This is a genomic window from Micromonospora sp. I033, assembly GCF_053890995.1.
On sequence record NZ_JBSSLX010000020.1, the window covers coordinates 25,756 to 48,570 of the forward strand.

The window sequence follows — 22,815 nt, forward strand, 5'->3', positions numbered from 1 at the left end:
TCGCCGGACCAGCCCTGTCGCACCTGCCGGAGCTACCGCTTCGGGCGGTGCTGGCCCATGCCGCTCTGGATCGCCTCCCAGACGCTCCGGCCGGCCTGCAACAGCGTCTCCCCGGCCTGGCCGGCGAGCTGGGCCGGCCCGGGCGGGCCACCCGGCCCCTTCTCCGCCTCCTCCGGCTTCCCGCCAGGTGCCGGCTTCCCAGGCTCGCCGGCCTTCCCCGGCTCACCGGTCCGTCCGGGGGCACGCGCCCCGGTCGGGGTCGCCGGGGACGGCGGAGCGGGTTGCCCGACGCCCTCCCGCAGGGCCCGGTCGGCCACCGCGCCGACCGTCCCGATCCGCTGCCCGCTCGCGTCCAGAACGGGCGCGCTGGCGAGCTGCTGGGTCGCCCGGTTCACGTCGTCGATGCTGCCCCCGGCCGACCGGGCCAGCGCCTCGATCAGGTGCGGGTTCCGGTCGATGGTGGTCAGTGCGCGGTCCAGGATCTGCACCAGCTTCTCCAGGCGTACCTTGAGCAGCGCCTCGGCGCTCACGCCGGTGACGTCCAGCTCCACGCCCTCCAGGTGCACCCGGACCCCGGCGTCGAGCTGGAGCAGGTTGGCGAGCCGGGCGCGCAGCGACAGGTCGGCGTCGAGCCCCTGCACGGACAGCCGGATCTGGTCGACCGTCACCTCCGGGATGTCGAGCAGGACGTCCGGCTCCGACTGCTCGCCACCGCGATGGACGGGCCGCTCGCCCGTCAGGTCCGGCTCTCGCCCGGTAGCGCCGCTCTGGCTCATGGTCCCCGCTCCCCGCTGGCCCCGTCCGCCCGGGCCGGATCGGCCGCGGTTACCCGGTTTCCGGCCTGGCATCCCTCCTCTCCGGTACGCCCCGCACGGCGCGGGCGGCGACGACCGGCATCCACGCGTCCCGCGGACCGCCGTTCCCGGCCCCGAGGCAGTCCGGGAGATCGCTCTCCCGCTGTCGGGAAGCGGGCGAACCTGAAAGCTGCACAGCGGGGCATCAGCCGGTATGGTCCGGGCCTATGGGACAGGGGATGGCCGATCCGGATGAGGTCAGCCAGGAATTCGACCGTTTCTCCCTCCGCAGCACCCTCTTCGCCCCCGCCTCCGCCGACCGGGCGTACGCCGTGTTCACCGGGTCGCTGGCCGACTGGTGGGTCCGCGAATACACCTGGTCGGGGCCGGAGGCGCTGGCCGAACTGGGCATGGAACCCCGGGCCGGCGGCATGCTCTACGAGATCGGCCCGTACGGCTTCCGCGGGGACTGGGGCCGGGTGCTCACCTGGGATCCGCCCCGGCGGTTGGTGTTCACCTGGCAGCTCGGGCCGGACCGGGTGCCGGTGCCGGATCCGGCGCGGGCCAGCGAGGTCGAGGTTCTCTTCCAGCCCGAGGGGCCGGAGCTGACCCGGGTCGACGTCGAGCACCGCTACTTCGACCGGCACGGCGAGGCCGCCGAGGGCTACCGCAAGGCGCTCACCGCCGGCTGGCACGAACTCCTCTGCCGCTACCTGGCGACGGTCGCCCGCACCACCGACTGACCGCGGCGGGTCAGCCGCCGATGCCCCGGGCCGGGGTCCCGGCGCCGGTCACACCGGTGCCGCCCAGGTCGGCCCGGCGGCCCGCGGCGGCGCCCGGCCCGAAGCCACTGCCGGCGAGCCGGCGGCGCGGGGCGGTACGCAGCCGCGGGTACACCTCGGCGAGCCGGCGCTGGACCCGGTCGGAGCGGTCGGCGAGCACCAGCGCCACCGAGGGCGCCCCGGCCTCGGCGACGGCGCCGGCCTCGGCCGTGCGCAGCCGCTCGGCGACCACGTGGGCGAAGCCGGCCAGCCAGGTCCGCCGGAACGCGGCGGGATGCTCCCCGGCCGGTACGGCGGCGCCGGCCAGCCCGTGCGCGGCCTGCACGAGCAGCGAGGTGAAGAGCAGGTCGACCCGTTCCAGGTCGCTGGCGAAGCCGAAGAGGTGCAGGTCGAAGCCGCTGCCCCGCCGGCGGCGTACGCAGCGGCAGCGCAGCGGGTCGGCGACCGCCGCGAGCAGGGCGGCCTTGTCCCGGGCGTACGGGGCGATCACCTCGACCACCCGGTCGCCGACCGGGTCGGTGGCCGGTTCGCGGGCGGCGAGCAGCGCCCGGTCGACGCCGTAGCGGGCGATCAGCTCGGTGGCCTTGGCCATGAAGGCGGCGGACTCGGCGGGCGTGCAGGCCGGGTCCTCGGCCTGGGCGAGCAGCTTGCGGACCTTGCTCAGCATCGCCTCGGACATGTCACCAGAGCTACCACAGCGGGGTGGACCGGACGGTCAGCCGGCCCGGCTGCGCAGCGTGGCGACCGTCGAGCCGGCGAGGGTGAGCAGGCAGTCGGGGAGCAGCCCGTCGGCCGCCGCGGCCCCGAACAGCGCCTCACCGGTGTCGGCGTCGTCGTTGGCGTACGCGCTGACGAACCGGGCCACCCACCGGGTGTCGTAGTCGGCCTGGTCGATGCCGGGGAAGTCGAGCGCGGCGCCGCCGCCGGGGGCGTCGCCGCCGAGCATGGTGGCGGCCAGGCACCAGGCGACGCCGTAGGCACCGGCCAGCCCGGAGCGGTCCACCACGGCGTCGAAGGCGCCCACCACTCCGTCGCCGTCGCCGGCCAGCGCCGAGCGGAGCACGGCGGTCGCATCGTCCAGCGTCTGCTGTGCTTCGTCGGTCACCTGCCGAACAGTAGTTCCGGGGGTCAAGCGGTGACCCCGGAACAGCCCCGTCGTCACGCAGCGTGATACCGGCAGTCGGGGTGCCGACGGACGGACCTCCACGGTCCCGCGCGCCGCGCCGGCACGCTAGTGTGCGCAGCGGACCCTCGCCGGAGGAAGGACGACAATGCTCAAATCTCGCGCGTCGCGTGCGGCCCTGTCCACGGCCTGCGCGGCGCTCCTGCTCGCCACCAGCGCCTGCGGGAGCGACAAGCCCGAAGAGGCGGCCGCCACCCAGGTGCGCCTCTACGGCACCGACGGCAACATGCAGAACTCGTACGTCGACGCCCTGAAGGACCGCGCGGACCTTCTGAACGGCATGAAGGGCACCACCCCGCTCACGCCGCTGCCGGAGAGCTTCAAGGATCGGCTACGCACCGTAGACCCGAAGCTCAAGGACTTCCTCTACTCGGCGGAGACCTACGACGCGATCGTGATCAGCGTGCTGGCCGCCCAGCTCGCCGGCACGACCGAGCCGGGCGCGATCGCCAAGCAGATCGTCGGGGCGACCACCGGCGGCCAGCGCTGCGACGAGGTGACGACCTGCCTCCAGCTGGCCCGCGCCGGCCAGGACGTCGAGTACCGCGGGGTGTCGCTGAACCGGGCCGGGTTCACCGACCTCGGCGAGCCGGCCGCCGCCAGCTACGCCACCCTGCACTTCGACGACCAGCAGCTCGACGACGGCAAGACCGAGTTCGTCGGCGCCGGGGACGAGTCGGGGGCGAGCACCAAGACGCCGCCGCGGGGCAAGAAGTCGCGTCCGAGCAAGTCCTACAAGGGGGACGGCTCCCCGCTGGTGCTCGGCGGCCTGCTGCCGAAGACCGGTGACCTGGCCCTGGCGTACCCGCCGATGGCGGCCGGCGCGGCGCTGGCGATCCGCGAGATCAACGCGGCGGGCGGCGCGCTCGGCGAGCCGGTGGTCTGGATCGAGGGCGACGACGGCACCGACCCGAAGGTGGCGAAGGCGACGGTGGCCTCGCACGTCCAGCAGGGCGTGCACGTCATCGTGGGCGCGGGCGCGTCCGGCATCTCCCGGGCCGTGCTGCCCGACGTGGTGGCCGCCGGCCGGATCCTCTTCTCCCCGTCGAACACCGACGCCGGGCTGAGCACCATAGACGACAAGGGCCTCTACTTCCGCACGGCCCCGTCGGACATCCTCCAGGGTCGGGCGCTGGCCGACGTGATACTGCGCGACGGACCGCACAAGATCGCGATCGTCGCCCGTAAGGACTCCTACGGCGAGGGCCTCCAGGAGAACGTCCGCGCCGAGCTGGAGCGGGCCGGCATGGGCGCCGACAAGGTCAAGCTGCTCACGTACGTGCCCCCGGAGGGCGCCTCGGCGCCGCCGGTGGACTTCTCCGGCGGGGCCAAGGAGATCAAGGACTACGGGGCGGACGCCGTGCTGGTGATCGGCTTCGGTGAGTCGGCACGGGTGATCACCGCGCTGGCCGACGCCGGGGTGCAGATCCGGCACTGAGACGACGACGAGGGCCGCACCGGGCGAACCGGTGCGGCCCTCGTCGTGTCCGCCGGGCTCAGCGGGAGCGGCGCCGCTCCAGGAACTCGGTCATCCGCCGGTGCTTCTCCTCGTCCTCGAAGAGCACCGCCTGGCTGAGCAGGTCGAGCTGCGGGTGGGCGGCCGCGGGCGCGTCCACCGCCAGCTTGGTCAGCCGCAGCGCCAGCCCCGAACCCTTGGCCATCTCGTCGAGCAGGCCGTGCGCGGTGGGCAGCAGCTCCGCCGGCTCGGCCACCACCCGGTTGACCAGCCCGATCCGCAGCGCCTCCTCGGCGTCCACCCGCCGGCCGGTGAAGAGCAGCTCCTTGGCCCGGGCCTCCCCGATCAGCGCGGGCAGCCGGTAGGTCGCGCCGGCGCCGGCCAGGATGCCCAGCCGCACCTCGGGCTGGCCGAACACCGCACGCGCCGTGCACACCCGCAGATCGCAGGCGTACGCCAGCTCGGCGCCGCCGCCCAGCGCCGGGCCGTCCACGGCCGCCACGGTGGGCATCGGCAGGGCCCGGATCCGGGCGAAGGCGGCCTGGTTGATCGCGGCCAGCGCGTCCAGCCGGCCGCGTTCGCGCAGCTGGGCGATGTCCGCGCCGCCGGCGAAGATGCCCTCCGTCCCGCCGGTGAGCAGCAGCAGCCGGGGCCGCGCCTCCAGCTCGGCGCAGACGGCGTGCAGCTCGGCGATCAGGTCGGCGTCGATCGCGTTGCGCTTCTCCGGCCGGTCAAGGGTGACCACCAGCCGGTCCGGCAGCTCCTCGATCCGCAGCCCGCTCACTGCTTCACCCCGCCTTCCCAGGTGTAGAAGCCCTGTCCCGACTTCTTGCCCAGCCGACCGGCGGCCACCATTTCCACCAGCAGCGGGGGCGGCGCGAACCGGTCTCCGTACGCGGCCTGGAGGGTCCGGGCGATGTCGAGCCGGACGTCCAGCCCGACCAGGTCGGTCAGCTCCAGCGGGCCGACCGGGTGCCGGTAGCCGAGCACCATGGCCTTGTCGATGTCGGCCGGGCTGGCCACCCCGTCGGCGACCATCCGGATCGCCTCCAGGCCGAGGGTCACGCCGAGCCGCGAGGTGGCGAAGCCGGGCAGGTCGCGTACCACGACGGGGTCCTTGCCCAGCCGGCCGGCGAGCGCGACGGCCGCCCCGGTGGTCTCCGGCGCGGTGGCCGGGCCGACCACGACCTCGAGCAGCGCCATCGCCCAGACCGGGTTGAAGAAGTGCAGCCCGACGAAGTCGGCGGGCCGCTCCAGGCCCTCGGCCAGCTCGGCGATCGGGATGCTGGAGGTGTTGCTGCCGAGCAGGGCGGGCCGGCGGGCCTCGGCGTCGGAGAGCACCGCCCGCTTGAGGTCGAGCCGCTCGGGGACCGCCTCCACAATCACGTCGGGGCCCTCGGCCACCTCGGCGAGCGCGGCCCGCAGGGTGACCCGCGCACGGTTGGCCGTCGCCGCCTCGGCGGTCAGCTTGCCGCGCTGGACGCCGCGCTCCCACAGCTCGCCGAGCCGCCGCACGGCGTCGGCGCCCCGCGCCGGGTCCACCTCGACCAGCTCGACCGCGTACCCGGCGCCGGCCGCCACGTACGCGATGCCGAGGCCCATGGTGCCGGCCCCGACGACCACAAAACGTCCACTCATCGATGTCCCTCCGCCGCGGCCGGTGACGGGCGGGGTCTCCGCCGCGCCGGTGCGTCCGCTCGCTCGTTCCTGGGTGCGACCCTATGCAGGGCCGGCCCGCGGGGCATGCGTGGGGGCGCGCCGGATCGGGTACAGACGGCCGTCAACGCCGAGGGAAGGACCGAGATGAGCCAGGCACCGGAGAGCGCGGAGAGCACCGAGACCGTGGAGACTCGCGGCGACGAGCGGGTGGACCTGCTCCGCGCGGACACCAACAACGACGGGAAGACCGACGTCTGGGTGGTGGACACCGACGGCGACGGGAAGGCCGACCTGTTCCAGTTCGACACCGACGGCGACGGCAAGGTGGACATCACCATGGTCGACATCGACGAGGACGGCACTCCGGACGAGGTGGTCGACGGCGACGGCGGCCTCCCGCCGGAGCAGACCACCCCCACCGTGCAGGTCTGACGCGTACGCCGGCGGGCTTCCGGCCGTGCCCGGTGCCCGCCGGCCTCAGGCCAGCTTCAGTGTGGCCAGGTAGTACGGGTGGTCCCGGTCGTCCACGTCGACCAGTCGCCACGGCGAGCCGTGGACCAGGTCGGCGAACTCCTCGACCGAGCACACCAGATAGTCGAACCACTCGGTGCCGAGCAGCCGGTAGCGCAGCCGCAGCCGCAGTTGCCCGCCCAGCCGCCCCCGCCGCCGGTTCAGCTCGTGGTAGCCGGTGTGCACCGGGTCGGTGGTGCCGTACGGGTCGGTGCCGTGCGCGATCACCTGGGCGCCGGGGCGGGCCAGCGCGGCGAGGGCGGCCAGCAGGGCGGGTGCCCGCTCCCGCCCCTCGAACAGCCCCAGGTTGTTGCCGAGCAGCAGGAAGGTGTCGTAGCGCCGGCCGTCGGCGACGTGCTCGTCGACGGTGCCGAGCACCAGGTCGCGTACGCCCCGGTGCCGGCTGACCCGCAGCGCACCGATCGAGGTGTCCAGCCCGGTGACCGGCACGCCGCGCTCCTGGAGGTGCAGCGCGATCCGGCCGGCCCCGACGCCGATGTCCAGCACCTCGCCGTGGACCCGGTCCACGGCCCGGTGGTCGTACGGCTGCCATCGCTCCGGCGGGTCCAGGTAGTGGGCGGCGGGGGCACCGTTGACCAGCCCGTCGTCCCGCTCGATGATCTCGATGACCGGCCGGGGCAGCCGCCCGCCGACCAGCGGCCGGGGCCCGATCCCGGTGGTGACGGCGTACGCGTCGCGGATCATCTCGCCGAACACGTCGCCGATTCTGGGTTCCCCGGTCACGGACCGGTCTCTGTTCGCGACTGCGGGGCTCGCAGACCCGGCTCACTCCTCGCGCTCACGGCGATCACGCTATCCGGGCTCGGTCCGCCTGTCGCGGCCGTATCCTGAGCGGCGTGACAGACCTGGACCGCCTGGCGGCGGAGAAGTACGTGCTGCTCACCACGTTCCGCAAGGACGGGCGGGCGGTGCCGACTCCGGTCTGGGCGGTCCGCGACGGCGAGGCGCTGGCCGTGTGGACGGTGGCGGACTCCGGCAAGGTGAAGCGGATCCGGCGCGACGGCCGGGTCACGGTGGCGCCGTGCGACGTGCGCGGCCGGCCGCACGGCGAGGCGGTGCCGGGGCACGCGACGGTCAGCGGCCCGGAGAGCACGCAGCGGATCCGGAGCCTGCTCAAGCAGAAGTACCGGCTGATCGGCCGGCTCAGCCTGCTGGGCAGCCGGCTGCGGCGGGGCGAGGGCGGCACGGTGGGCCTGCGCATCGTGCTCGACTGAGCGGACCGACCCCGGACACGATTCAGGGCGGCGGATCGTCGCTGGTCGCGACGTCCCACCGCCCCTGCTCGGAACGCCTGAGAAACGTCCGGGTCGTCAGTCCCCCTGACGCTGCTGGGGAATCTGCCCCTGCAGCAGGGCCCGAACCTCCGACTCGCGGTAACGGCGGTGGCCGCCCAGGGTCCGGATGGCGCTGAGCTTGCCAGCCTTGGCCCACCGGGTCACCGTCTTCGGGTCGACACGGAACATCGACGCCACCTCGGCCGGTGTGAGTAGCGGCTCTGGTTCGTGCGTTCGCGATGCCATCGGGGTCACTCCTCCACATGTATAGACATCGGCCGGGGTCCCGCCGGCCGACGCGTCTCCCATGGTCCGGCTAGTCCCCGATGTCCGACATGGGCCGAACGGCTGAAGGTCCCTAGACGGACGGATGAACCATGCCCGATTTTTACGACTTTTATGCCGCAGAAACTACCTTATTCGGACTCATGATCACGGGTCGTGATGCGTCAACTACGAGACACTCTCGCATCGAGAGGTCTCAACCTGGACAAACCTGGCCCTAGTTGCAGCGCTCCAGCAGCTGCACGGCGCGCCACCGGGCGACCAGCTTGTCGTACGCCGCCGAGGCCTCCTCGGCCTCGCCCCGCGAGAGCCCGGCCAGCCCGGTCGCGACCAGCTCGGGCGAGTCGTCGGCGGCGAGCGTCTCGTCCGGCAGCAGTTGCACCAGGCCGCCGTAGTCGAGTTCCACCACCGAGCGCGGGTGGAACTCCTCCAGCCAGCGGGCGGCCTCCTCGACCGCCTCGGTGATCGGGGCCTCGCCGACCGACTTGCGCAGCACCGAGAGCGCCCGGGAGGACCGGCGGCGCGCCTTGGAGATCTCCGTCCGGTAGCGCAGCGCCCGCCGCTCCGGCTCGGTGACCAGGTGCCGCTCCTGCGCGTCGAAGAGCACGAACCAGCGCAGCGGCACCCCCCAGGTGGCGATCTGCTCGTGCACCCGCGGCACCCCGTGCTCCAGCACCCGCGCCCCGCTGCGCCAGTCCTCCACGACGGCCTTGGCCTGGCCGGCCAGGACCGGCGGGACGAACGCGTCGGCCAGCACCGAGGGCACCCCGTCCCGGGCGCTCAGCGCCGCCTCGGCGACCCGGATCCGCAGGTTCCACGGGCAGACCAGCAGGGAGTCGTCGGTCTCCAGGACGTACGCCTCGTCGGGCAGGTCGGGCAGCCTGGTCCAGCCCGCGCCCAGCGCCTCGATCACCGCGGTCCGCTGCCGGACCGGCCCCTCCAGCGGGGCGACCGCCCGGCCCTCGTTGACGTAGCGGCGCCAGAACGACTGGCGGTCGCGATCGAAGGCGGTCAGCGGCTCGTACACGCGCAGGTATGAAGCGAAGAGCGACGGCACGGCGCGATCCTCCCACGAGACGGGACTTGTCCGCCGCCGCCGTCACGAGCCGCCGTGACGTGCGCGACAGTACGGCTGCGGCCGATATTAGGCTCAGCAGCACCGGCAGCATCCCGCCGGCGTGCCAACAGGTTCCGCGCCCCACAAGGACGCACACCGACACAGGAGTCAGCCATGGGCGTTTTCGCCAGCACCGACGACCCGGGATCCACCGGTCACGAACAGGTCGTGTTCTGCCAGGACAAGCAGTCCGGCCTGAAGGCGATCATCGGGATCTACTCCACCGCGCTGGGCCCGGCCCTCGGCGGTACCCGGTTCTACCCGTACGCCAGCGAGGAGGAGGCCCTCGCCGACGTGCTCGACCTCTCCCGCGGCATGGCGTACAAGAACGCCCTGGCCGGCCTCGACCTCGGCGGCGGCAAGGCGGTCATCTGGGGTGACCCGGAGCAGATCAAGAGCGAGGCGCTGCTCCGCGCCTACGGCCGCTTCGTGGAGTCCCTGGCCGGGCGCTACTACACCGCCTGCGACGTCGGCACCTACGTCGCCGACATGGACGTGATCGCCCGGGAGACGAGCTACGTCACCGGTCGCAGCGTGGAGCACGGCGGCGCCGGCGACTCCTCGGTCCTCACCGCGTGGGGCGTGTTCCAGGGCATGCGGGCCGCCGCCGAGCACGTCTGGGGCGCCCCGACCCTGGCCGGCAAGCGGGTCGGCGTGGCCGGCCTGGGCAAGGTCGGCAAGTACCTCACCGGTCACCTGCTGGAGGACGGCGCCGAGGTCGTGGCGACCGACGTCAACCCGAAGGCCCTGGAGTGGGTGCGCGCCACCCACCCGCAGGTCACGCTGGTCGACGACACCGCGGCGCTGGTCGCCTCCGACATCGACGTGTACGCCCCGTGCGCGCTGGGCGGCGCGCTGAACGACGACACGGTGCCGGTGCTGCGCGCCAAGGTGGTCGCCGGTGCGGCCAACAACCAGCTCGCCCACGCGGGCATCGAGAAGGTCCTCGCCGACCGGGGCATCCTCTACGCCCCGGACTACGTGGTGAACGCCGGTGGCGTGATCCAGGTCGCCGACGAGATCGAGGGCTTCAACTTCGAGCGCGCCAAGCTGCGGGCCACCCGGATCTACGACACCACCCGGGAGATCCTGCGGCTCGCCGACGACGAGGGCGTCCCGCCGGCGGTGGCCGCGGACCGGCTCGCCGAGCGGCGGATGGCCGAGGTCGGCCGGCTGCGCACCATCCACCTGCGCTGAATGTCACCCGGGGGCGGGCCACCGGCTCCGCCCCCGAGTCGCAGCGGCTCAGGTGCCGGCGTTAAGCTGGCCATTGGGGTGCTTCGTACCGATTTGACCGCTGTCACGGCCGGTCCCGGTCTCCGCTCCTTACCGGGTACACTTTGTGACGGCCGGATCACTGCGACGCGCAGGGCCGGTTGACGGTAACCCGAGGTGCCGAACGGTGGCATCCCCATGTACCGTAAGAGCCACGAGAGATGCCTGACGTCATCGGGGCCCGCCTTCGGGCTGCCCCGCATTCTGTGCGAGGGGGTCGAGCCATGGGGCGCGGCCGTGCTAAGGCCAAGCAGACGAAGGTGGCCCGGGAGTTGAAGTACCACTCCCCGAACACCGACCTCACCGCCTTGCAGCGCGAGTTGGCGGGTGCTGGTGGGAAGTCTGAGCAGCACTTCGACGACGACTACAAAGAGTATGTCGACGACGATGATGAGGATCACGCGGACGACGACCCGGACACCTGGGCCCGTCCGACCCGCTGACCTCCGGTCGCATCTGAGCACGCGGTGACTCCCCGCGTGCTCACGCATGTGCCATCCAACGCGGCGCACCGACGATCAGGGGCCCCGCCGTCCCGGAGCCACTCCGGCCGGCCGACAGGCCCCTGATCGCGGTCGCGCACCCTCAGCGGGGCCGGTTGTTCCAGTTGTAGAACGTCGGGATGTTCTCGAAGTGGTTCCAGGCGCACACCGCGCTGGCCCCGTCGCCGCCCGACACCTCCGCCCGCAGCAGGCGCGCGGCCTCGGCCTCGTGGAGAAGTGCGGTCAGTCCGACGGCGGCTTCCCGCACCCGGTCCGCGACGGGATCGGGCTCGGCTCCTCCGACGCGCTCAGGCTGCCGGTGACTCGTGGTCTCGGGCATGCTCCAACACTCCCTCCAGTAGGCGGATCTTGCTGTTGCGGCAGTGCTCGGTCTCCGTACCGTCAAAACGCCCCAGCTCGAAGTAGCGGTTGGCCGCGTGGCCCCCGCCGCAGAAGCCGAAGTAGGGGCAGGACGACCGGCACGCCTCCACGCCGGTGAGGAACTCGCCCACCCAGGGGGTCCGCCCGGCGCCGGCCAGGATCTGGGCCAGCGGGGTGGTCAGCACGTTACCGCTGCTGAAGTCGCCGTAGTGCGGGTCGGTGAAGCCGGCCAGCTCCGGGGAGAGCACCACCACCGAGCCGTCGTGGGCCACCGTGGGGATCGGGTCCAACCGGCGCGGCAGCAGGTCGTCCGCCGTGCCGGCCAGGACGGCGCCGGCGTAGCGCAGCGACCACTCCACCTCGCGCAGGTGGATCCGGGGATCCCGGCGCCAGGCGCCCACCAGCTCCGCCCAGAACCCGGTCACCGCGGCCGCGTCCCGGGCGTTCGTGCGGGTGTTGACCCCCTCGGTCTCCTCGATGTTGATCCCCAGCACGTCACAGCCGAGATCGAGGAAGTAGTCGTAGAGCTCGGTGGCCAGCCCCGGCTCCGGCCGGGAGACCACGGCCAGCGCCGAGAACGGCAGCCCGTGCCGGCGCAGCGCCGCCACACCGGCCAGGATCCGGTCGTACGCCGGGCGGCCGCCCCGGGTGATCCGCTCGCCGTTGCGGTCCCGGGGGCCGTCCACGCTGACGCTCACCCGGATCCCGTGCTCGGCGAAGAACGCGCACCAGGCGTCGTCGATCAGCGTGGCGTTGGTCTGGACGTGGTGCTCCACCGCCGGCCCGAACGGGGCGAGCAGGGCGGCCAGGTGCTCCCGTCCGGCCGCGAGCGGCTCCCCGCCGTGCCAGACCACCGAGAAGCGCCCGGAGGCCGCCCACGGGTTCACCGAGGCCGCCACCGCCTCGGCGACCGTCACCGGCATCCGCGCGTCCACCGCGCGCAGGGGCAGGTAGCAGTAGACGCAGTCGAGGTTGCAGAGCGTGGTCGGCTGCATCACCACGTACGAGGGGACGGCGGCGATGCCCCGCATCCCGGTGTGCGTACGCGCAGCCATCAACCCTCCCCCGCCTAGCCTGAACTGCCCTTCAGGCTAGGCGGCGGTGGCTACTCGGGTGAACCCCCGATCAGGTGCCCGGATGATCACCGGAGAGTGATCAACCGCGGGTGTGCTGACCGATCATCTGCACATTGCCGGAGCCCTCGATGATCTCGCCGGCCTGCCAGGCGTCGACGCCGCGACCGGTCAGGGTGGCCAGCGCGCGGTCGGCGTCCTCGGCCGAGACGATGGCGAACATGCCGACGCCCATGTTGAACGTCGCCTCCATCTCCGGGTCCTCGATCCGGCCCTTGGACTGGATCAGGTCGAAGATCGGCTGCGGCTTCCAGGTGGAGCGGTTGACCACCGCGTCGACGTGCTCGGGCAGGATCCGGACCAGGTTGCCCGGGATGCCGCCGCCGGTGACGTGGGCCAGCGACCGCACCTCGGCCTCGGCGATCAGCTTGAGGCAGTCCTGCGCGTAGATCTTGGTGGGGGTGAGCAGCTCCTCGCCGAGCGTCCGCTGCCGGCCGAAGTCGTCGATCACCACGTCCAGCCGCATCCGGCCGGCGCCCAGCAGCACGTGCCGGACCAGCGAGTAGCCGTTGGAGTGCAGGCCCGAGGAGCGCATGGCGATCACGACGTCGCCCACCTCGACCCGCTCCGAGCTGAGGATGTCGCTCTCCTCCACCACGCCCACGCCGGTGGCGGAGATGTCGTACTCGTCGGGGCGCAGCACGCCCGGGTGCTCGGCCGTCTCGCCGCCGAGCAGGGCGCAGCCGGCGTAGCGGCAGCCGTCGGCGATGCCGGCGCCGATCTCGGCGACCTTGTCCGGGACGACCTCGCCGGTGGCGATGTAGTCGAGCAGGAAGAGCGGCTCGGCGCCGCAGGCCACGAGGTCGTCGACCACCATGGCCACCAGGTCGATGCCGACCGTGTCGTGGATGTCGAGCTGCTGGGCGATCACCAGCTTGGTGCCCACGCCGTCGGTGGAGGAGGCCAGGATCGGGTTCTTGTATTTCTTGGTGTCCAGCCGGAACAGGCCGGCGAAGCCGCCCAGGTCGCCCATGACCTCCGGGCGCCGGGTCTGCCGGACCTTGGACTTCAGCAGCTCGACCGCGCGGTCGCCCGCCTCGATCGACACCCCGGCGTCGGCGTACGAGACCGAGCGTTTGCGCTGCGTACGGCCGGTCCCCGCCGACCAGGGCTGGCGGTCGCCGCCGGCGCCCGTCGGGCTGGATCCTGCGCCGCTGCGCTCGGACACGTGCGTCACGGTTCTCCCCTTTGTGGTTCCGCGGGACCGTTGCGGCCGGCCCCGCGTCGGTGGTGCTACGGGCGGTTGCTCGGCGTGGCGACGAGCGCGGCGGTGGTTACGGCGGTGGGCTCGGACGCCTCGGCGGCGACCCGGCGGCCCACTCCTTCGAGTACGTGCTTGCCGATCAGGTTCCCGGCCGGCAGGTCGATCGGGTATTCCCCGTCGAAGCACGCCCGGCAGAGCCGGGTCTTCGGCTGTTCGGTCGCGGCGATCAGACCGGGGAGCGACACGTAGCCCAGCGTGTCGGCCCCGATCGACCGCCGGATGCCCTCGTTGTCCAGCCCGTTGGCCAGCAGCTCGGCCCGGGTGGCGAAGTCGATCCCGTAGAAGCAGGGCCACCTGACCGGCGGCGAGGAGATCCGGACGTGGACCTCCAGCGCCCCCGCCTCGCGCAGCATCCGCACGATGGCCCGCTGGGTGTTGCCCCGGACGATCGAGTCGTCCACCACCACCAGGCGCTTGCCGCGGACGTTCTCCCGGAGCGGATTGAGCTTGAGCCGGATGCCGAGCTGGCGCAGCGTCTGCGAGGGCTGGATGAAGGTGCGCCCGACGTACGGGTTCTTCATCAGGCCCTGGCCGTAGGTGATGCCGGACTCCTCGGCGTAGCCGATCGCGGCCGGGGTGCCGGACTCCGGCACCGGGATGACCAGGTCGGCCTCGACCGGGTGCTCCCGGGCGAGCTGGCGGCCGATCTGCACCCGGGCGGAGTGCACGTTCCGGCCGGCGATGGTGGCGTCCGGGCGGGCGATGTACACGTACTCGAAGAGGCAGCCCTTGGGCTCCGGGGCGGCGAACCGGCTGGACCGCAGCCCGTCCTCGTCGATGGCGATCAGCTCGCCCGGCTCCACCTCGCGGACCACGCTCGCACCGACGATGTCCAGCGCGGCGGTCTCGCTCGCCACCACCCAGCCGCGCTCCAGCCGGCCGAGCACCAGCGGGCGGACGCCGTGCGGGTCGCGGGCCGCGTAGAGGGTCGACTCGTCCATGAAGACGAAGCTGAACGCGCCGCGCAGCTGGGGCAGCACCTCCAGGGCGGCCGCCTCGACGGAGAGGTCGGGGCGGCTGGCCAGCAGCATGGTGACCAGCGAGGTGTCGTTGGTCGAGCCGTCGGAGTCCAGGCCCCGCTCGGCCACCTCGCGCTGGAGCTCGGCGGTGTTGACCAGGTTGCCGTTGTGGGCCAGCGCGATCGTGGTGCCGGAGCTGGTGGCCCGGATGGTCGGCTGGGCGTTCTCCCAGGTCGACCCGCCGGTGGTCGAGTAGCGCGCGTGCCCGATCGCCACGTGCCCGCGCAGGCTGGCCAGGGTCGGCTCGTCGAAGACCTGGGCGACCAGGCCGAGGTCCTTGTAGACCACCACGCCCGAACCGTCGCTCACCGCGATGCCCGCGGCCTCCTGGCCGCGGTGCTGGAGGGCGTAGAGCCCGAAGTAGGTCAGATTCGCGACCTCTTCCCCGGGCGCCCAGACGCCGAAGACGCCACACGCGTCCTGGGGGCCGGGTCGCTGGGGGTCAAGGTCGTGGCTCAGCCGGCCATCGCCTCGGGGCACCTGCCGCTCCCTCTTGCTGGGGTCTGGACTGGCCTGGCGGAGGTCGGGGGGCAAGCTCCGCACGGTGGGCCGGGGACCGTCGTCGCCTCACAGTGTACGCGAACAGCAGTCGATACCGACAGTCACGATTCGCCTGCTGACGGTGATCGTCGGCGGCGTGTCGCCGCAGCTAGAGCGGAAGGTGCTCGGAGAGGTCCGCCCGGATGCCGGACACCCGTACGCGACCCTCGGTGACAGCCTCCGCCCAGGCGAGGCGTCCGGTCGCCAGCGCCAACCAGGTCGTGGGGTCCATTTCCACCACATTCGGGGGCGTTCCGCGGGTGTGTCGCGGTCCCGCCACGCACTGCACCGCACCGTAGGGTGGAACCCGCACCTCCACCGATCGGCCGGGGGCGCGCTCCGCGAGGACGGCCAAGAGAGTACGTACCGCCTCCCGGAACACCGGCCGATCGGGCGTACGCCCCTCGTCCAGCGCCGTCAACGTTGCCGCTACCGCGGCCGAATAAGTGTGCGGAGAGGACACGACGGGACGATACGACCCGGCGGCATCGCGCTCGACGCTGGCCCTGGGTAGAGATGATCCGGTCAGACAAGGCATAGTTGCCGACGGCGTATTCGTACCGTGAGTGATCACCCGGCCGGACCGGCCGGCGGGGAGATCAGACCCGGAAGGCGGTGGACGTGTCAACACACCGACGTGCCTGGAAGCAGCGGGCCGGTGTGGTCGTAGCGCTGGTCTTCGGCGCGCTGCTCGCCGTCCCCGCCACACCCGCGCTGGCGGCCAACGTCAGCGTGCAGCCCAGTTCGGCCACGGTCAACGCCGGCAGCGACACAACGGTGACCGTCCAGATCACCCCGGGACCCGACGACAAGGGCGGCAGGATCAGCCTGACCGGCCTGCCGTCCGGCGTCACCTGCACCGGTGGCTGCGGAGAGTTCCAGTTCAACGGCCCACCACTGTCGCCGAAGACTCAATTCCTGACTCTCAAGGCGAACGACAACGCGCCGGACGGCACCGCCTCCGTCACCGTGCGGGTCGAGCCTGACAACTCCAGCCCCGCCACCGGGAACTTCTCGCTCACGGTCAAGGCGAAGGCGGCACCTCAGCCCACCCAGGCGCAGACGGTGAAGTCGATCTCCGGCAAGGTGGTGGCCTCGGCCAACGGCGACCCGGTGACGGGCGCTGTGGTCATGCTGCGGGACAGCCAGGGCAGGCAGCGCCAGACCAGCACGGACAGTAGCGGCAACTTCAAGTTCAGCGGCTCGACCTCGGACCCGATCGCACCCGGCCGGATCGACCTGGGCGCCAACAAGGACGGCAAGATCGGCACCAAGTCCCTGGACGCCGCGGCCGGCCAGTCGGTGACCGGGCAGCGGATCAGCGTGCCGGTCGAGGTCGAGGCCAGCCCGAGCCCCACCCCGTCCGCCAGCGAGGAGGCCCTGCCGAGCGAGGAGGCGACCGACGAGGCCACCGACGAGGCGGCCAGCGAGGCGCCCGCCGCCCAGCAGCCGGCCGCCAACGAGGACTCGGGCGGCTTCGGCTCCTGGCTGCTGATCCTGCTCGGCGGCCTGTTCGTCGCCGTCGGCGTGGGCACCATCGTGCTGCTCTACATGCGCCGCAAGAACGACGACGGCGACGGCGCCGGGGACGGCCCGAACGGGCCGGTCGGCCCCGGCGGCCCGGGCGCAGCGGCCGGCGCGGTGCCGGGTGCCCGGGGCGCCTACCGGGGCGCCGACGACCAGACCCGGGTGGTGAACGGCATGGGCGCCGGGGCGGCGCCGACCATGGTCGGCGGCACCTCGCTCAGCGACGCGCCGACCATGATGCACCGCCCGGTCGTGGACGACGTCCCGCCGGACCCGTACGGCGCGCCGCCCGGACCCTCGTACGGCGCCGGGGCCGGCCAGGGCGGCTGGGCCGGCAACGGCTACGGCGACGAGGCCCCCGGTCAGGGCGGCTACGGTGGCGGCAGCAACGGCTACGGCAACGCCCCCTCCTCGGGCGGCGGCTACGGCACCGCCCCGTCCTCCGGCGGCGGCTACGGCAGCCGGGACTACGGCGCCGGCGCCGGCGGCTACCCGCCCGCCCAGGGCGGCGGCTACGGCAACGAGCGCTATGACGAGCCCACCGGCCGCTACACCGGTGACAGCACCCAGTACGCGCCGCCGGCCGACCCGTACCCGACCAGCACCTACCAGCCGGACCAGGGCCGGGGCTACGACCAGACCGGCCCGGGCCAGTACGGCCGCGGCCCGGAGCAGGGCGGCAACGCCTACGGGGCCAACGGCGGCGGCTACGGCGCCCCGGCCGGCGGCTACGACAACGGTCCCGCGGGCGGCTACGGCAGCGGACCGAGCGGCGGCTACGACAGCGGGCCGGCCGGTGGCTACGACGGCGGACAGGCCGGTGGCTACGACAACCGCCAGGGCGGCTACGAGGGTCGCCAGGCCGGCGGCGGGTACGACGGCGGCCAGCAGGGCGGTTACGACGGTTACGACCAGCGCGGCGGCTACGGCGGCGGCGACGGTTACGGCCAGCCTCAGCAGGGTGGCTACGGCCAGCAGGGCGGCTACGGCCAGGAGCCGCCGCCCCAGCAGCGAGGCGGCGGCTACGACAACCAGGGCTACGACCAGGGTGGCTACTACGCCGATCCGGCCGAGGCCGGCCGGGGCGGCCGGCCGGACGCCCCGCAGGACCGCGGCGGTCGCCGCCTGGACTGGCTGGACGACTGACCGCCGGGGCGCGAGCGCCCCACCGACACGACGAGAGTGGCCGCCCGGCTTGAGCCGGGCGGCCACTTCGCGCTGAGCCCTCTACGCCACAGGCGCCGGGGCGAGGTGTCGCCGGCCTCAGGCGGCGGCGAAGTAGCCCTGGCGCAGCACCGGCACCACGTCGGAGACGCCGACCTCGACGGCGACCGCCACGTCCTCGGCGAAGCCGCCCTCGACGAGTTCCCGACCGGAGACGCAACCCCGGACCGCCGCCGGCACGTCGGGCGTGCTGGCCAGGGCGGCCAGGGCCATGGCCGCCTCCACCGAGAGCCCGCCCGGAACCCCGGAGAGGGCGTCCAGCACGCTCGCCGCCCCGAGCTGGTCCTCCACACCGGGGCGCAGCGACCCGTCCGGCCAGCGTTCACCGGCGGCCACCACACCCACCGGGGCGTCGGTCGAGCCGTACCCCTGGGCGCGGAGCCAGCGCCCGACGGCGGGCGCGTTGCGCAGGCACGCCGCTACCACCGGCACGCCGGTGGCGCTCGCGGCGGCGCTGATGGCCGAGCCGTTCGGCGACGGGAGCACCAGGTCGGCGACGACCGGCGCGGTCCGCAGCGCCGCCGGGGAGAGCGACCACGGGTGTTCCGGGGTCGTCTTCCGGCGGCCGACCGCGGCGACGGCGCCGACCCGGCGGGCGTAGTCGGCGGCCTGCTCGCCCCACGGGAACGGGTGCACCCGCATGCCGCGGCTGACCGCCACCTCCACGGCGGTGGTGAACGAGAGCACGTCCACCACCACCAGGGCGGCGCAGACCCGGCCGAGTTCCGCCGCTCCGCTCAGCCCCCAGTCGAACCGGGCGCCGGCGCCGGGTTGGGCGAAGACGGCCAAGGCCAGGGCCTCAGCGCTGATCCGGCGCGGGGCGCTCGTCCGCGTCACCGGCAGCCGTCGGGGCCTCGCCCAGGTCGGACGTCGCCTCGGGAGCGTCGCCGGGGCCGTCCGTCGGGGCGTCGGCGATCTCCGCCGGAGCCTCGTCCGCCGGGACGTCCTCGGCCACCGGGGCGTCCGGCGCCTCTGCCGGCGCGGCCACCTCGGCCTCGGTCTCCGCCGGAGCGGAGCCCGCCTGCGCGATCGGCTCGGCGTCGACCTCGGCCGGGTCGACGCCGACCGGCTGCTCGGCGGTGGCCGGCAGGACGGTGGTGGTCCCGGTGCGGGTCGCCTCCACCTCCACCCGGGCCGCCTCCGCGCCGCCGAAGAGGCGGGGCAGCGTGGCGGTGTGCGCCTCGCGCAGCTCGTCGAGACCGATCCGGAACTGGCCGTGCACCTCGAGGGCGCCGCCGGCCGGGTCGGTGACCCCGATGAACTCCCACGGCACCCCGCGCTCGGCGCAGAGGGCGGTGAACGCCTTCTCGTGCCCGCGCGGCACCGACACCAGCACGCGGCCGGCGGACTCGCTGAACAGGAAGACGAACGGCATCGAGCCGCCGGCGAAGTGCTCCGGCAGCACGACCCGGGCACCGACCCCGCGCCGCAGGCTGGACTCGACCAGGCTCTGGGCGAGACCACCGTCGGAGAGGTCGTGCGCGGAGCTGAGGTGCCCGACCCGGGCCGCCTCGGCGAGCAGCTCGGCGAGCTGCCGCTCGCGCGCCAGGTCGACCTGCGGCGGGATGCCGCCGAGGTGCTCGTGGGTCACCCAGGCCCACTCCGAGCCGGAGAGCTCGACGTGCGTCTCGCCGAGCAGGAAGAGCTGGTCGTGGTCGCCGGCCGGCCGCGGCACGAAGCCCATCGGCACCCGCTCCGCGACGTTGTCCAGCACGCCCAGCACGCCGACCACCGGAGTGGGGTGGATGGCCGCCGCACCGGTCTGGTTGTAGAAGCTGACGTTGCCGCCGGTCACCGGGATGCCCAGCTCCAGGCAGCCGTCCGCCAGGCCGCGGACGGCCTCGGCGAACTGCCACATGACGCCCGGGTCCTCCGGCGAGCCGAAGTTGAGGCAGTTGGTCACGGCGATCGGCTTCGCGCCGGTCACCGCCACGTTCCGGTACGCCTCGGCCAGCGCGAGCTTCGTCCCGTGGTACGGGTCGAGGCGCGCGTAGCGGCCGTTGCCGTCGACGGAGAGGGCGACGCCGAGGCCGGTCCGCTCGTCGATCCGGATGACGCCGGAGTCCTCCGGCTGGGCGAGCACGGTGTTGCCCAGCACGTACCGGTCGTACTGCTCGGTGACCCAGGTCTTGTCGGCCAGGTTCGGCGACGCGATCATGCGGAGCAGGGTCTCCCGGAGGGCCTCCGGGTCGCTCGGCCGGGGCAGCGTCTCGGCCCGGTCGGCCTGGAGCAGGATCAGGTCGGCCGGCTCGCGCATCGGGCGGGCGTAGACCGGACCGTCGTCGACCAGCGAGCCCGGCGGCACGTCCACCACCATCTGGTCGCGCCAGGTGATGAGCAGGCGGCCCGGCTGGCCGTCCGGCGACGGCGGGGTGACCTCGCCGATCGCGGTGGCGAGCACGCCCCACTTCTCGGCGGTCTTGAGCACCGCCTCCAGCTTGTCCGGCGCGACCACCAGCAGCATCCGCTCCTGGGACTCGCTGGCCAGGATCTCGTGCGGCTCCATCGAGGGCTCGCGCAGCGGCACGCGCTCCAGCCAGACCCGCATGCCGGTGCCGGCGGCGGCGGCCGTCTCGGTGAGCGCGCAGGTCAGGCCGGCGCCGCCGAGGTCCTGGATGCCGACGACCAGCTCGGCGTCGTAGAGCTCGAGGCACGCCTCGATGAGCAGCTTCTCGATGAACGGGTCGCCCACCTGCACGGCCGGGCGGCGCTGCTCGCTGCCCTCGTCGAAGGTGGCGCTGGCCAGCACCGACACGCCGCCGATGCCGTCCCGGCCGGTCTTGGCGCCCATGAGCACCACGATGTTGCCGGGGCCGGCGGCCTCCTTCTTCTGCAGCCGGTCGACCGGCAGCACGCCGAGGCAGAGCGCGTTGACCAGCGGGTTGCCCTGGTAGCAGGGGTCGAAGACGACCTCGCCGCCGATGTTGGGCAGGCCGAGGCAGTTGCCGTAGCCACCGACACCGGCGACCACGCCGGGCAGCACCCGGGCGGTGTCCGGGTGGTCGGCCGCGCCGAAGCGCAGCGGGTCCATCACGGCCACCGGGCGGGCGCCCATGGCGAGGATGTCCCGGACGATGCCGCCGACGCCGGTCGCCGCGCCCTGGTAGGGCTCGACGAAGCTCGGGTGGTTGTGCGACTCGACCTTGAAGGTCACCGCCAGCTCGTCGGAGACCTGGACGACGCCGGCATTCTCCCCGATGCCGGCCAGCAGCCGGTCGCTCGGCGGGGCCTTCTCGCCGAACTGGCGCAGGTGCACCTTGCTCGACTTGTAGGAGCAGTGCTCGCTCCACATGATCGAGTACATGGCCAGCTCGGCCTGGGTCGGCCGGCGGCCGAGGATGTGCCGGATCCGGTCGTACTCGTCGTCACGGAGGCCCAGCTCGGCGTAGGGCTGGAGCTCGTCGGGGGTGCCGGCGGCCCGGGGCACGGTGTCCACGCCGAGGGCCCAGTCGTCGGCCGGGCCGGCCTGCGGCACCACGCCCGGCGTCTCCCGAAGGGCCGGGTCCGGATGGGTGGTCATGACCTCTCCTCGCTGCGCTCGCCGCCGTGGCGGCGGGTGAGCCGACCGATGATCCCGCCGCGCACGGTCACGCCGGGGCCCCCACCAGGTGCTTGAGCACCGAGGTGAAGAAGCCGAGACCGTCCAGGGAGGGGCCGGTGAGCGCCTCCACCGCGTGCTCGGGGTGCGGCATGATGCCGACCACGTTGCCGGCTTCGTTGGTGATCGCGGCGATGTCGCGCTGCGATCCGTTGGGGTTGCCGCCGACGTAGCGGGCGACGACGCGGCCCTCGGCCTCCAGCCGGTCCAGCGTCGCCGTGTCGGCGACGTAGCAGCCCTCGCCGTTCTTGACCGGGACGAGCACCTCCTGGCCCGGCTGGAACGTGTTGGTCCAGGCGGTGCCGACGGCCTCGATCCGGAGGACCTGGTCGCGGTTGCGGAAGTGCAGGTGCTGGTTGCGGGTGAGCGCGCCGGGCAGCAGGTGGGCCTCGCAGAGGATCTGGAAGCCGTTGCAGATGCCGAGCACCGGCAGGCCGCCGCGCGCGGCGTCGACGATCGTCCCCATCACCGGGGCGAACCGGGCGATGGCGCCGCAGCGCAGGTAGTCACCGTAGGAGAAGCCGCCGGGCAGGACGACCGCGTCCACCCCGTGCAGGTCCGGGTCGTCGTGCCAGAGCCGGACCGGTTCGGCGCCGGCGATCCGGACGGCCCGGGCCGCGTCCCCGTCGTCGAGCGAGCCGGGGAAGGTCACCACACCGACCCGGGCGGTCACGAGCGCGCGTCCGCGGTCTCGTCGGCCTCGACCAGGCGGACGGTGAAGTCCTCGATGACCGGGTTGGCGAGCAGCTTGTCGGCGATCTCCCGGGCCCGGTCCAGGTCCGGTTCACCGGTGAACTCGATCTCGATCCGCCTGCCGATCCGAACCGAGGCGACGTCACTGACGCCGAGCCGGGGCAGCGCGTTTGCGACGGCCTGGCCCTGAGGATCGAGGATCTCGGGCTTGAGCATGACGTCGACGACGACGCGAGGCACGGGGCACTCCTGACTGTGTACGCAGTTGGGTGCCGGCCCACAACGGGCGAGCGCAGCCAGCCTACCTGGCAGATACCGTCCCGCCCGCACCGGCCGGGGCCGGGTCAGGCAGTGATCGGCGTAACCGGCCGCCGGGACGGAGGGCCGATACGCGTTCGTTGCGGCGTCGATATGAATTCGTTGCCCGGCGCGGTGGCCGAGCCGGGGCAACAGGGCTCTCACCAGGCATTTTGCCGCAGGTCCCCGGCGGTCGGACCGGTTTCCGACAGGCGGGGGCGGCCGACCGGCGGGCCCGGCCCGTAACATCGCTGGATTTCGATTTAACTCTTGTGACGAACATCGGCCCACCCTTAGCATG

Annotated in this window: 24 protein-coding genes; 7 read left to right on the plus strand and 17 right to left on the minus strand. The window is 73.4% G+C overall.

Translation table 11 applies throughout. From position 1 onward, the window contains the following. Nucleotides 1-32: 32 nt before the first annotated feature. Nucleotides 33-776 carry a hypothetical protein gene (locus ACW0Q9_RS06005; protein ID WP_456178929.1) on the minus strand — a complete coding sequence of 248 codons (744 nt, stop codon included), beginning with the start codon at nt 774-776 and terminating at the stop codon, nt 33-35. Nucleotides 777-1,021: 245 nt separating this feature from the next. On the opposite strand from ACW0Q9_RS06005, the gene ACW0Q9_RS06010 reads away from it, so the two are divergent. Further along, complete coding sequence (locus ACW0Q9_RS06010) at nt 1,022-1,537, plus strand: SRPBCC family protein (protein WP_456178930.1); 516 nt, start codon at nt 1,022-1,024, stop codon at nt 1,535-1,537. Between the two features lie 10 nt (nt 1,538-1,547). On the opposite strand, the gene ACW0Q9_RS06015 is transcribed toward ACW0Q9_RS06010, so the two are convergent. Further along, nucleotides 1,548-2,255: a DUF2786 domain-containing protein gene (locus ACW0Q9_RS06015; protein WP_456178931.1), complete on the minus strand. Its 708-nt coding sequence runs from the start codon at nt 2,253-2,255 to the stop codon at nt 1,548-1,550. 36 nt (nt 2,256-2,291) lie between these two features. Continuing rightward, on the minus strand, nt 2,292-2,681 hold the full coding sequence (locus ACW0Q9_RS06020; RefSeq protein WP_456178932.1) for a hypothetical protein: 390 nt from the start codon (nt 2,679-2,681) through the stop codon (nt 2,292-2,294). Between the two features lie 166 nt (nt 2,682-2,847). On the opposite strand from ACW0Q9_RS06020, the gene ACW0Q9_RS06025 reads away from it, so the two are divergent. Then, nucleotides 2,848-4,197 carry an ABC transporter substrate-binding protein gene (locus ACW0Q9_RS06025; RefSeq protein ID WP_456178933.1) on the plus strand — a complete coding sequence of 450 codons (1,350 nt, stop codon included), beginning with the start codon at nt 2,848-2,850 and terminating at the stop codon, nt 4,195-4,197. 58 nt (nt 4,198-4,255) lie between these two features. On the opposite strand, the gene ACW0Q9_RS06030 is transcribed toward ACW0Q9_RS06025, so the two are convergent. Then, nucleotides 4,256-4,999: an enoyl-CoA hydratase/isomerase family protein gene (locus ACW0Q9_RS06030; protein ID WP_456178934.1), complete on the minus strand. Its 744-nt coding sequence runs from the start codon at nt 4,997-4,999 to the stop codon at nt 4,256-4,258. Continuing rightward, nucleotides 4,996-5,853, minus strand: a complete 858-nt coding sequence (locus ACW0Q9_RS06035) for a 3-hydroxyacyl-CoA dehydrogenase family protein (RefSeq protein WP_456178935.1) — start codon at nt 5,851-5,853, stop codon at nt 4,996-4,998. The genes ACW0Q9_RS06030 and ACW0Q9_RS06035 overlap by 4 nt, the downstream gene beginning before the upstream one ends. Before the next feature lie 165 nt (nt 5,854-6,018). Between ACW0Q9_RS06035 and ACW0Q9_RS06040 the strand changes: the two genes are divergently transcribed. Further along, on the plus strand, nt 6,019-6,306 hold the full coding sequence (locus tag ACW0Q9_RS06040; RefSeq protein ID WP_013283434.1) for a hypothetical protein: 288 nt from the start codon (nt 6,019-6,021) through the stop codon (nt 6,304-6,306). A 45-nt stretch (nt 6,307-6,351) separates the two neighbouring features. Here ACW0Q9_RS06040 and ACW0Q9_RS06045 read toward each other — a convergent pair whose 3' ends face one another. Continuing rightward, the gene (locus tag ACW0Q9_RS06045) at nt 6,352-7,128 is read right to left on the minus strand and encodes a class I SAM-dependent methyltransferase (RefSeq protein WP_456178936.1); all 777 of its coding nucleotides are present in this window, start codon (nt 7,126-7,128) and stop codon (nt 6,352-6,354) included. A gap of 113 nt (nt 7,129-7,241) precedes the next feature. Here ACW0Q9_RS06045 and ACW0Q9_RS06050 point away from each other — a divergent pair, with 113 nt between their 5' ends. After that, nucleotides 7,242-7,619, plus strand: coding sequence for a PPOX class F420-dependent oxidoreductase (locus ACW0Q9_RS06050; protein ID WP_456178937.1), 378 nt, complete (start codon nt 7,242-7,244; stop codon nt 7,617-7,619). 96 nt (nt 7,620-7,715) lie between these two features. Here the strand turns inward: ACW0Q9_RS06050 and ACW0Q9_RS06055 are convergent, their stop codons facing one another. Continuing rightward, complete coding sequence (locus tag ACW0Q9_RS06055) at nt 7,716-7,925, minus strand: BldC family transcriptional regulator (RefSeq protein ID WP_007073996.1); 210 nt, start codon at nt 7,923-7,925, stop codon at nt 7,716-7,718. Between the two features lie 256 nt (nt 7,926-8,181). Then, nucleotides 8,182-9,021, minus strand: a complete 840-nt coding sequence (locus tag ACW0Q9_RS06060) for a hypothetical protein (protein ID WP_456178938.1) — start codon at nt 9,019-9,021, stop codon at nt 8,182-8,184. A 174-nt stretch (nt 9,022-9,195) separates the two neighbouring features. Between ACW0Q9_RS06060 and ACW0Q9_RS06065 the strand changes: the two genes are divergently transcribed. Then, nucleotides 9,196-10,278, plus strand: a complete 1,083-nt coding sequence (locus ACW0Q9_RS06065; protein ID WP_456178939.1) for a Glu/Leu/Phe/Val family dehydrogenase — start codon at nt 9,196-9,198, stop codon at nt 10,276-10,278. Between the two features lie 302 nt (nt 10,279-10,580). Beyond that, on the plus strand, nt 10,581-10,799 hold the full coding sequence (locus ACW0Q9_RS06070; RefSeq protein ID WP_091668151.1) for a DUF3073 domain-containing protein: 219 nt from the start codon (nt 10,581-10,583) through the stop codon (nt 10,797-10,799). A 142-nt stretch (nt 10,800-10,941) separates the two neighbouring features. Here ACW0Q9_RS06070 and amcA read toward each other — a convergent pair whose 3' ends face one another. From amcA to ACW0Q9_RS06095, 5 genes are all read right to left on the minus strand, one after another. Continuing rightward, nucleotides 10,942-11,178 carry a multiple cyclophane-containing RiPP AmcA gene (gene amcA, locus ACW0Q9_RS06075; protein ID WP_456178940.1) on the minus strand — a complete coding sequence of 79 codons (237 nt, stop codon included), beginning with the start codon at nt 11,176-11,178 and terminating at the stop codon, nt 10,942-10,944. After that, nucleotides 11,147-12,250 (minus strand): cyclophane-forming radical SAM peptide maturase AmcB, encoded by a 1,104-nt coding sequence (gene amcB / locus ACW0Q9_RS06080; RefSeq protein WP_456178949.1) that lies wholly within the window; start codon nt 12,248-12,250, stop codon nt 11,147-11,149. The genes amcA and amcB overlap by 32 nt, the downstream gene beginning before the upstream one ends. Before the next feature lie 124 nt (nt 12,251-12,374). Beyond that, nucleotides 12,375-13,529: a phosphoribosylformylglycinamidine cyclo-ligase gene (purM, locus tag ACW0Q9_RS06085; protein WP_456178941.1), complete on the minus strand. Its 1,155-nt coding sequence runs from the start codon at nt 13,527-13,529 to the stop codon at nt 12,375-12,377. A gap of 56 nt (nt 13,530-13,585) precedes the next feature. Beyond that, nucleotides 13,586-15,115 (minus strand): amidophosphoribosyltransferase, encoded by a 1,530-nt coding sequence (purF, locus tag ACW0Q9_RS06090; protein WP_456178942.1) that lies wholly within the window; start codon nt 15,113-15,115, stop codon nt 13,586-13,588. Nucleotides 15,116-15,284: 169 nt separating this feature from the next. Further along, entirely contained in the window at nt 15,285-15,638 is a 354-nt protein-coding gene (locus tag ACW0Q9_RS06095; RefSeq protein WP_456178943.1) for a sterol carrier family protein, read from the minus strand. Nucleotides 15,639-15,796: 158 nt separating this feature from the next. Here ACW0Q9_RS06095 and ACW0Q9_RS06100 point away from each other — a divergent pair, with 158 nt between their 5' ends. Beyond that, entirely contained in the window at nt 15,797-17,848 is a 2,052-nt protein-coding gene (locus ACW0Q9_RS06100; RefSeq protein WP_456178944.1) for a carboxypeptidase regulatory-like domain-containing protein, read from the plus strand. A gap of 117 nt (nt 17,849-17,965) precedes the next feature. Here the strand turns inward: ACW0Q9_RS06100 and ACW0Q9_RS06105 are convergent, their stop codons facing one another. From ACW0Q9_RS06105 to purS, 4 genes are all read right to left on the minus strand, one after another. Continuing rightward, nucleotides 17,966-18,715 (minus strand): 2-phosphosulfolactate phosphatase, encoded by a 750-nt coding sequence (locus ACW0Q9_RS06105; RefSeq protein ID WP_456178950.1) that lies wholly within the window; start codon nt 18,713-18,715, stop codon nt 17,966-17,968. 10 nt (nt 18,716-18,725) lie between these two features. Beyond that, a complete protein-coding gene (gene purL, locus ACW0Q9_RS06110; RefSeq protein ID WP_456178945.1) occupies nt 18,726-21,446 on the minus strand; it encodes a phosphoribosylformylglycinamidine synthase subunit PurL in 2,721 nt (906 codons plus the stop codon). 67 nt (nt 21,447-21,513) lie between these two features. Continuing rightward, nucleotides 21,514-22,197, minus strand: a complete 684-nt coding sequence (gene purQ, locus ACW0Q9_RS06115; RefSeq protein ID WP_456178946.1) for a phosphoribosylformylglycinamidine synthase subunit PurQ — start codon at nt 22,195-22,197, stop codon at nt 21,514-21,516. Next, the gene (gene purS, locus ACW0Q9_RS06120; RefSeq protein ID WP_030332194.1) at nt 22,194-22,457 is read right to left on the minus strand and encodes a phosphoribosylformylglycinamidine synthase subunit PurS; all 264 of its coding nucleotides are present in this window, start codon (nt 22,455-22,457) and stop codon (nt 22,194-22,196) included. The genes purQ and purS overlap by 4 nt, the downstream gene beginning before the upstream one ends. Nucleotides 22,458-22,815 lie beyond the last annotated feature (358 nt).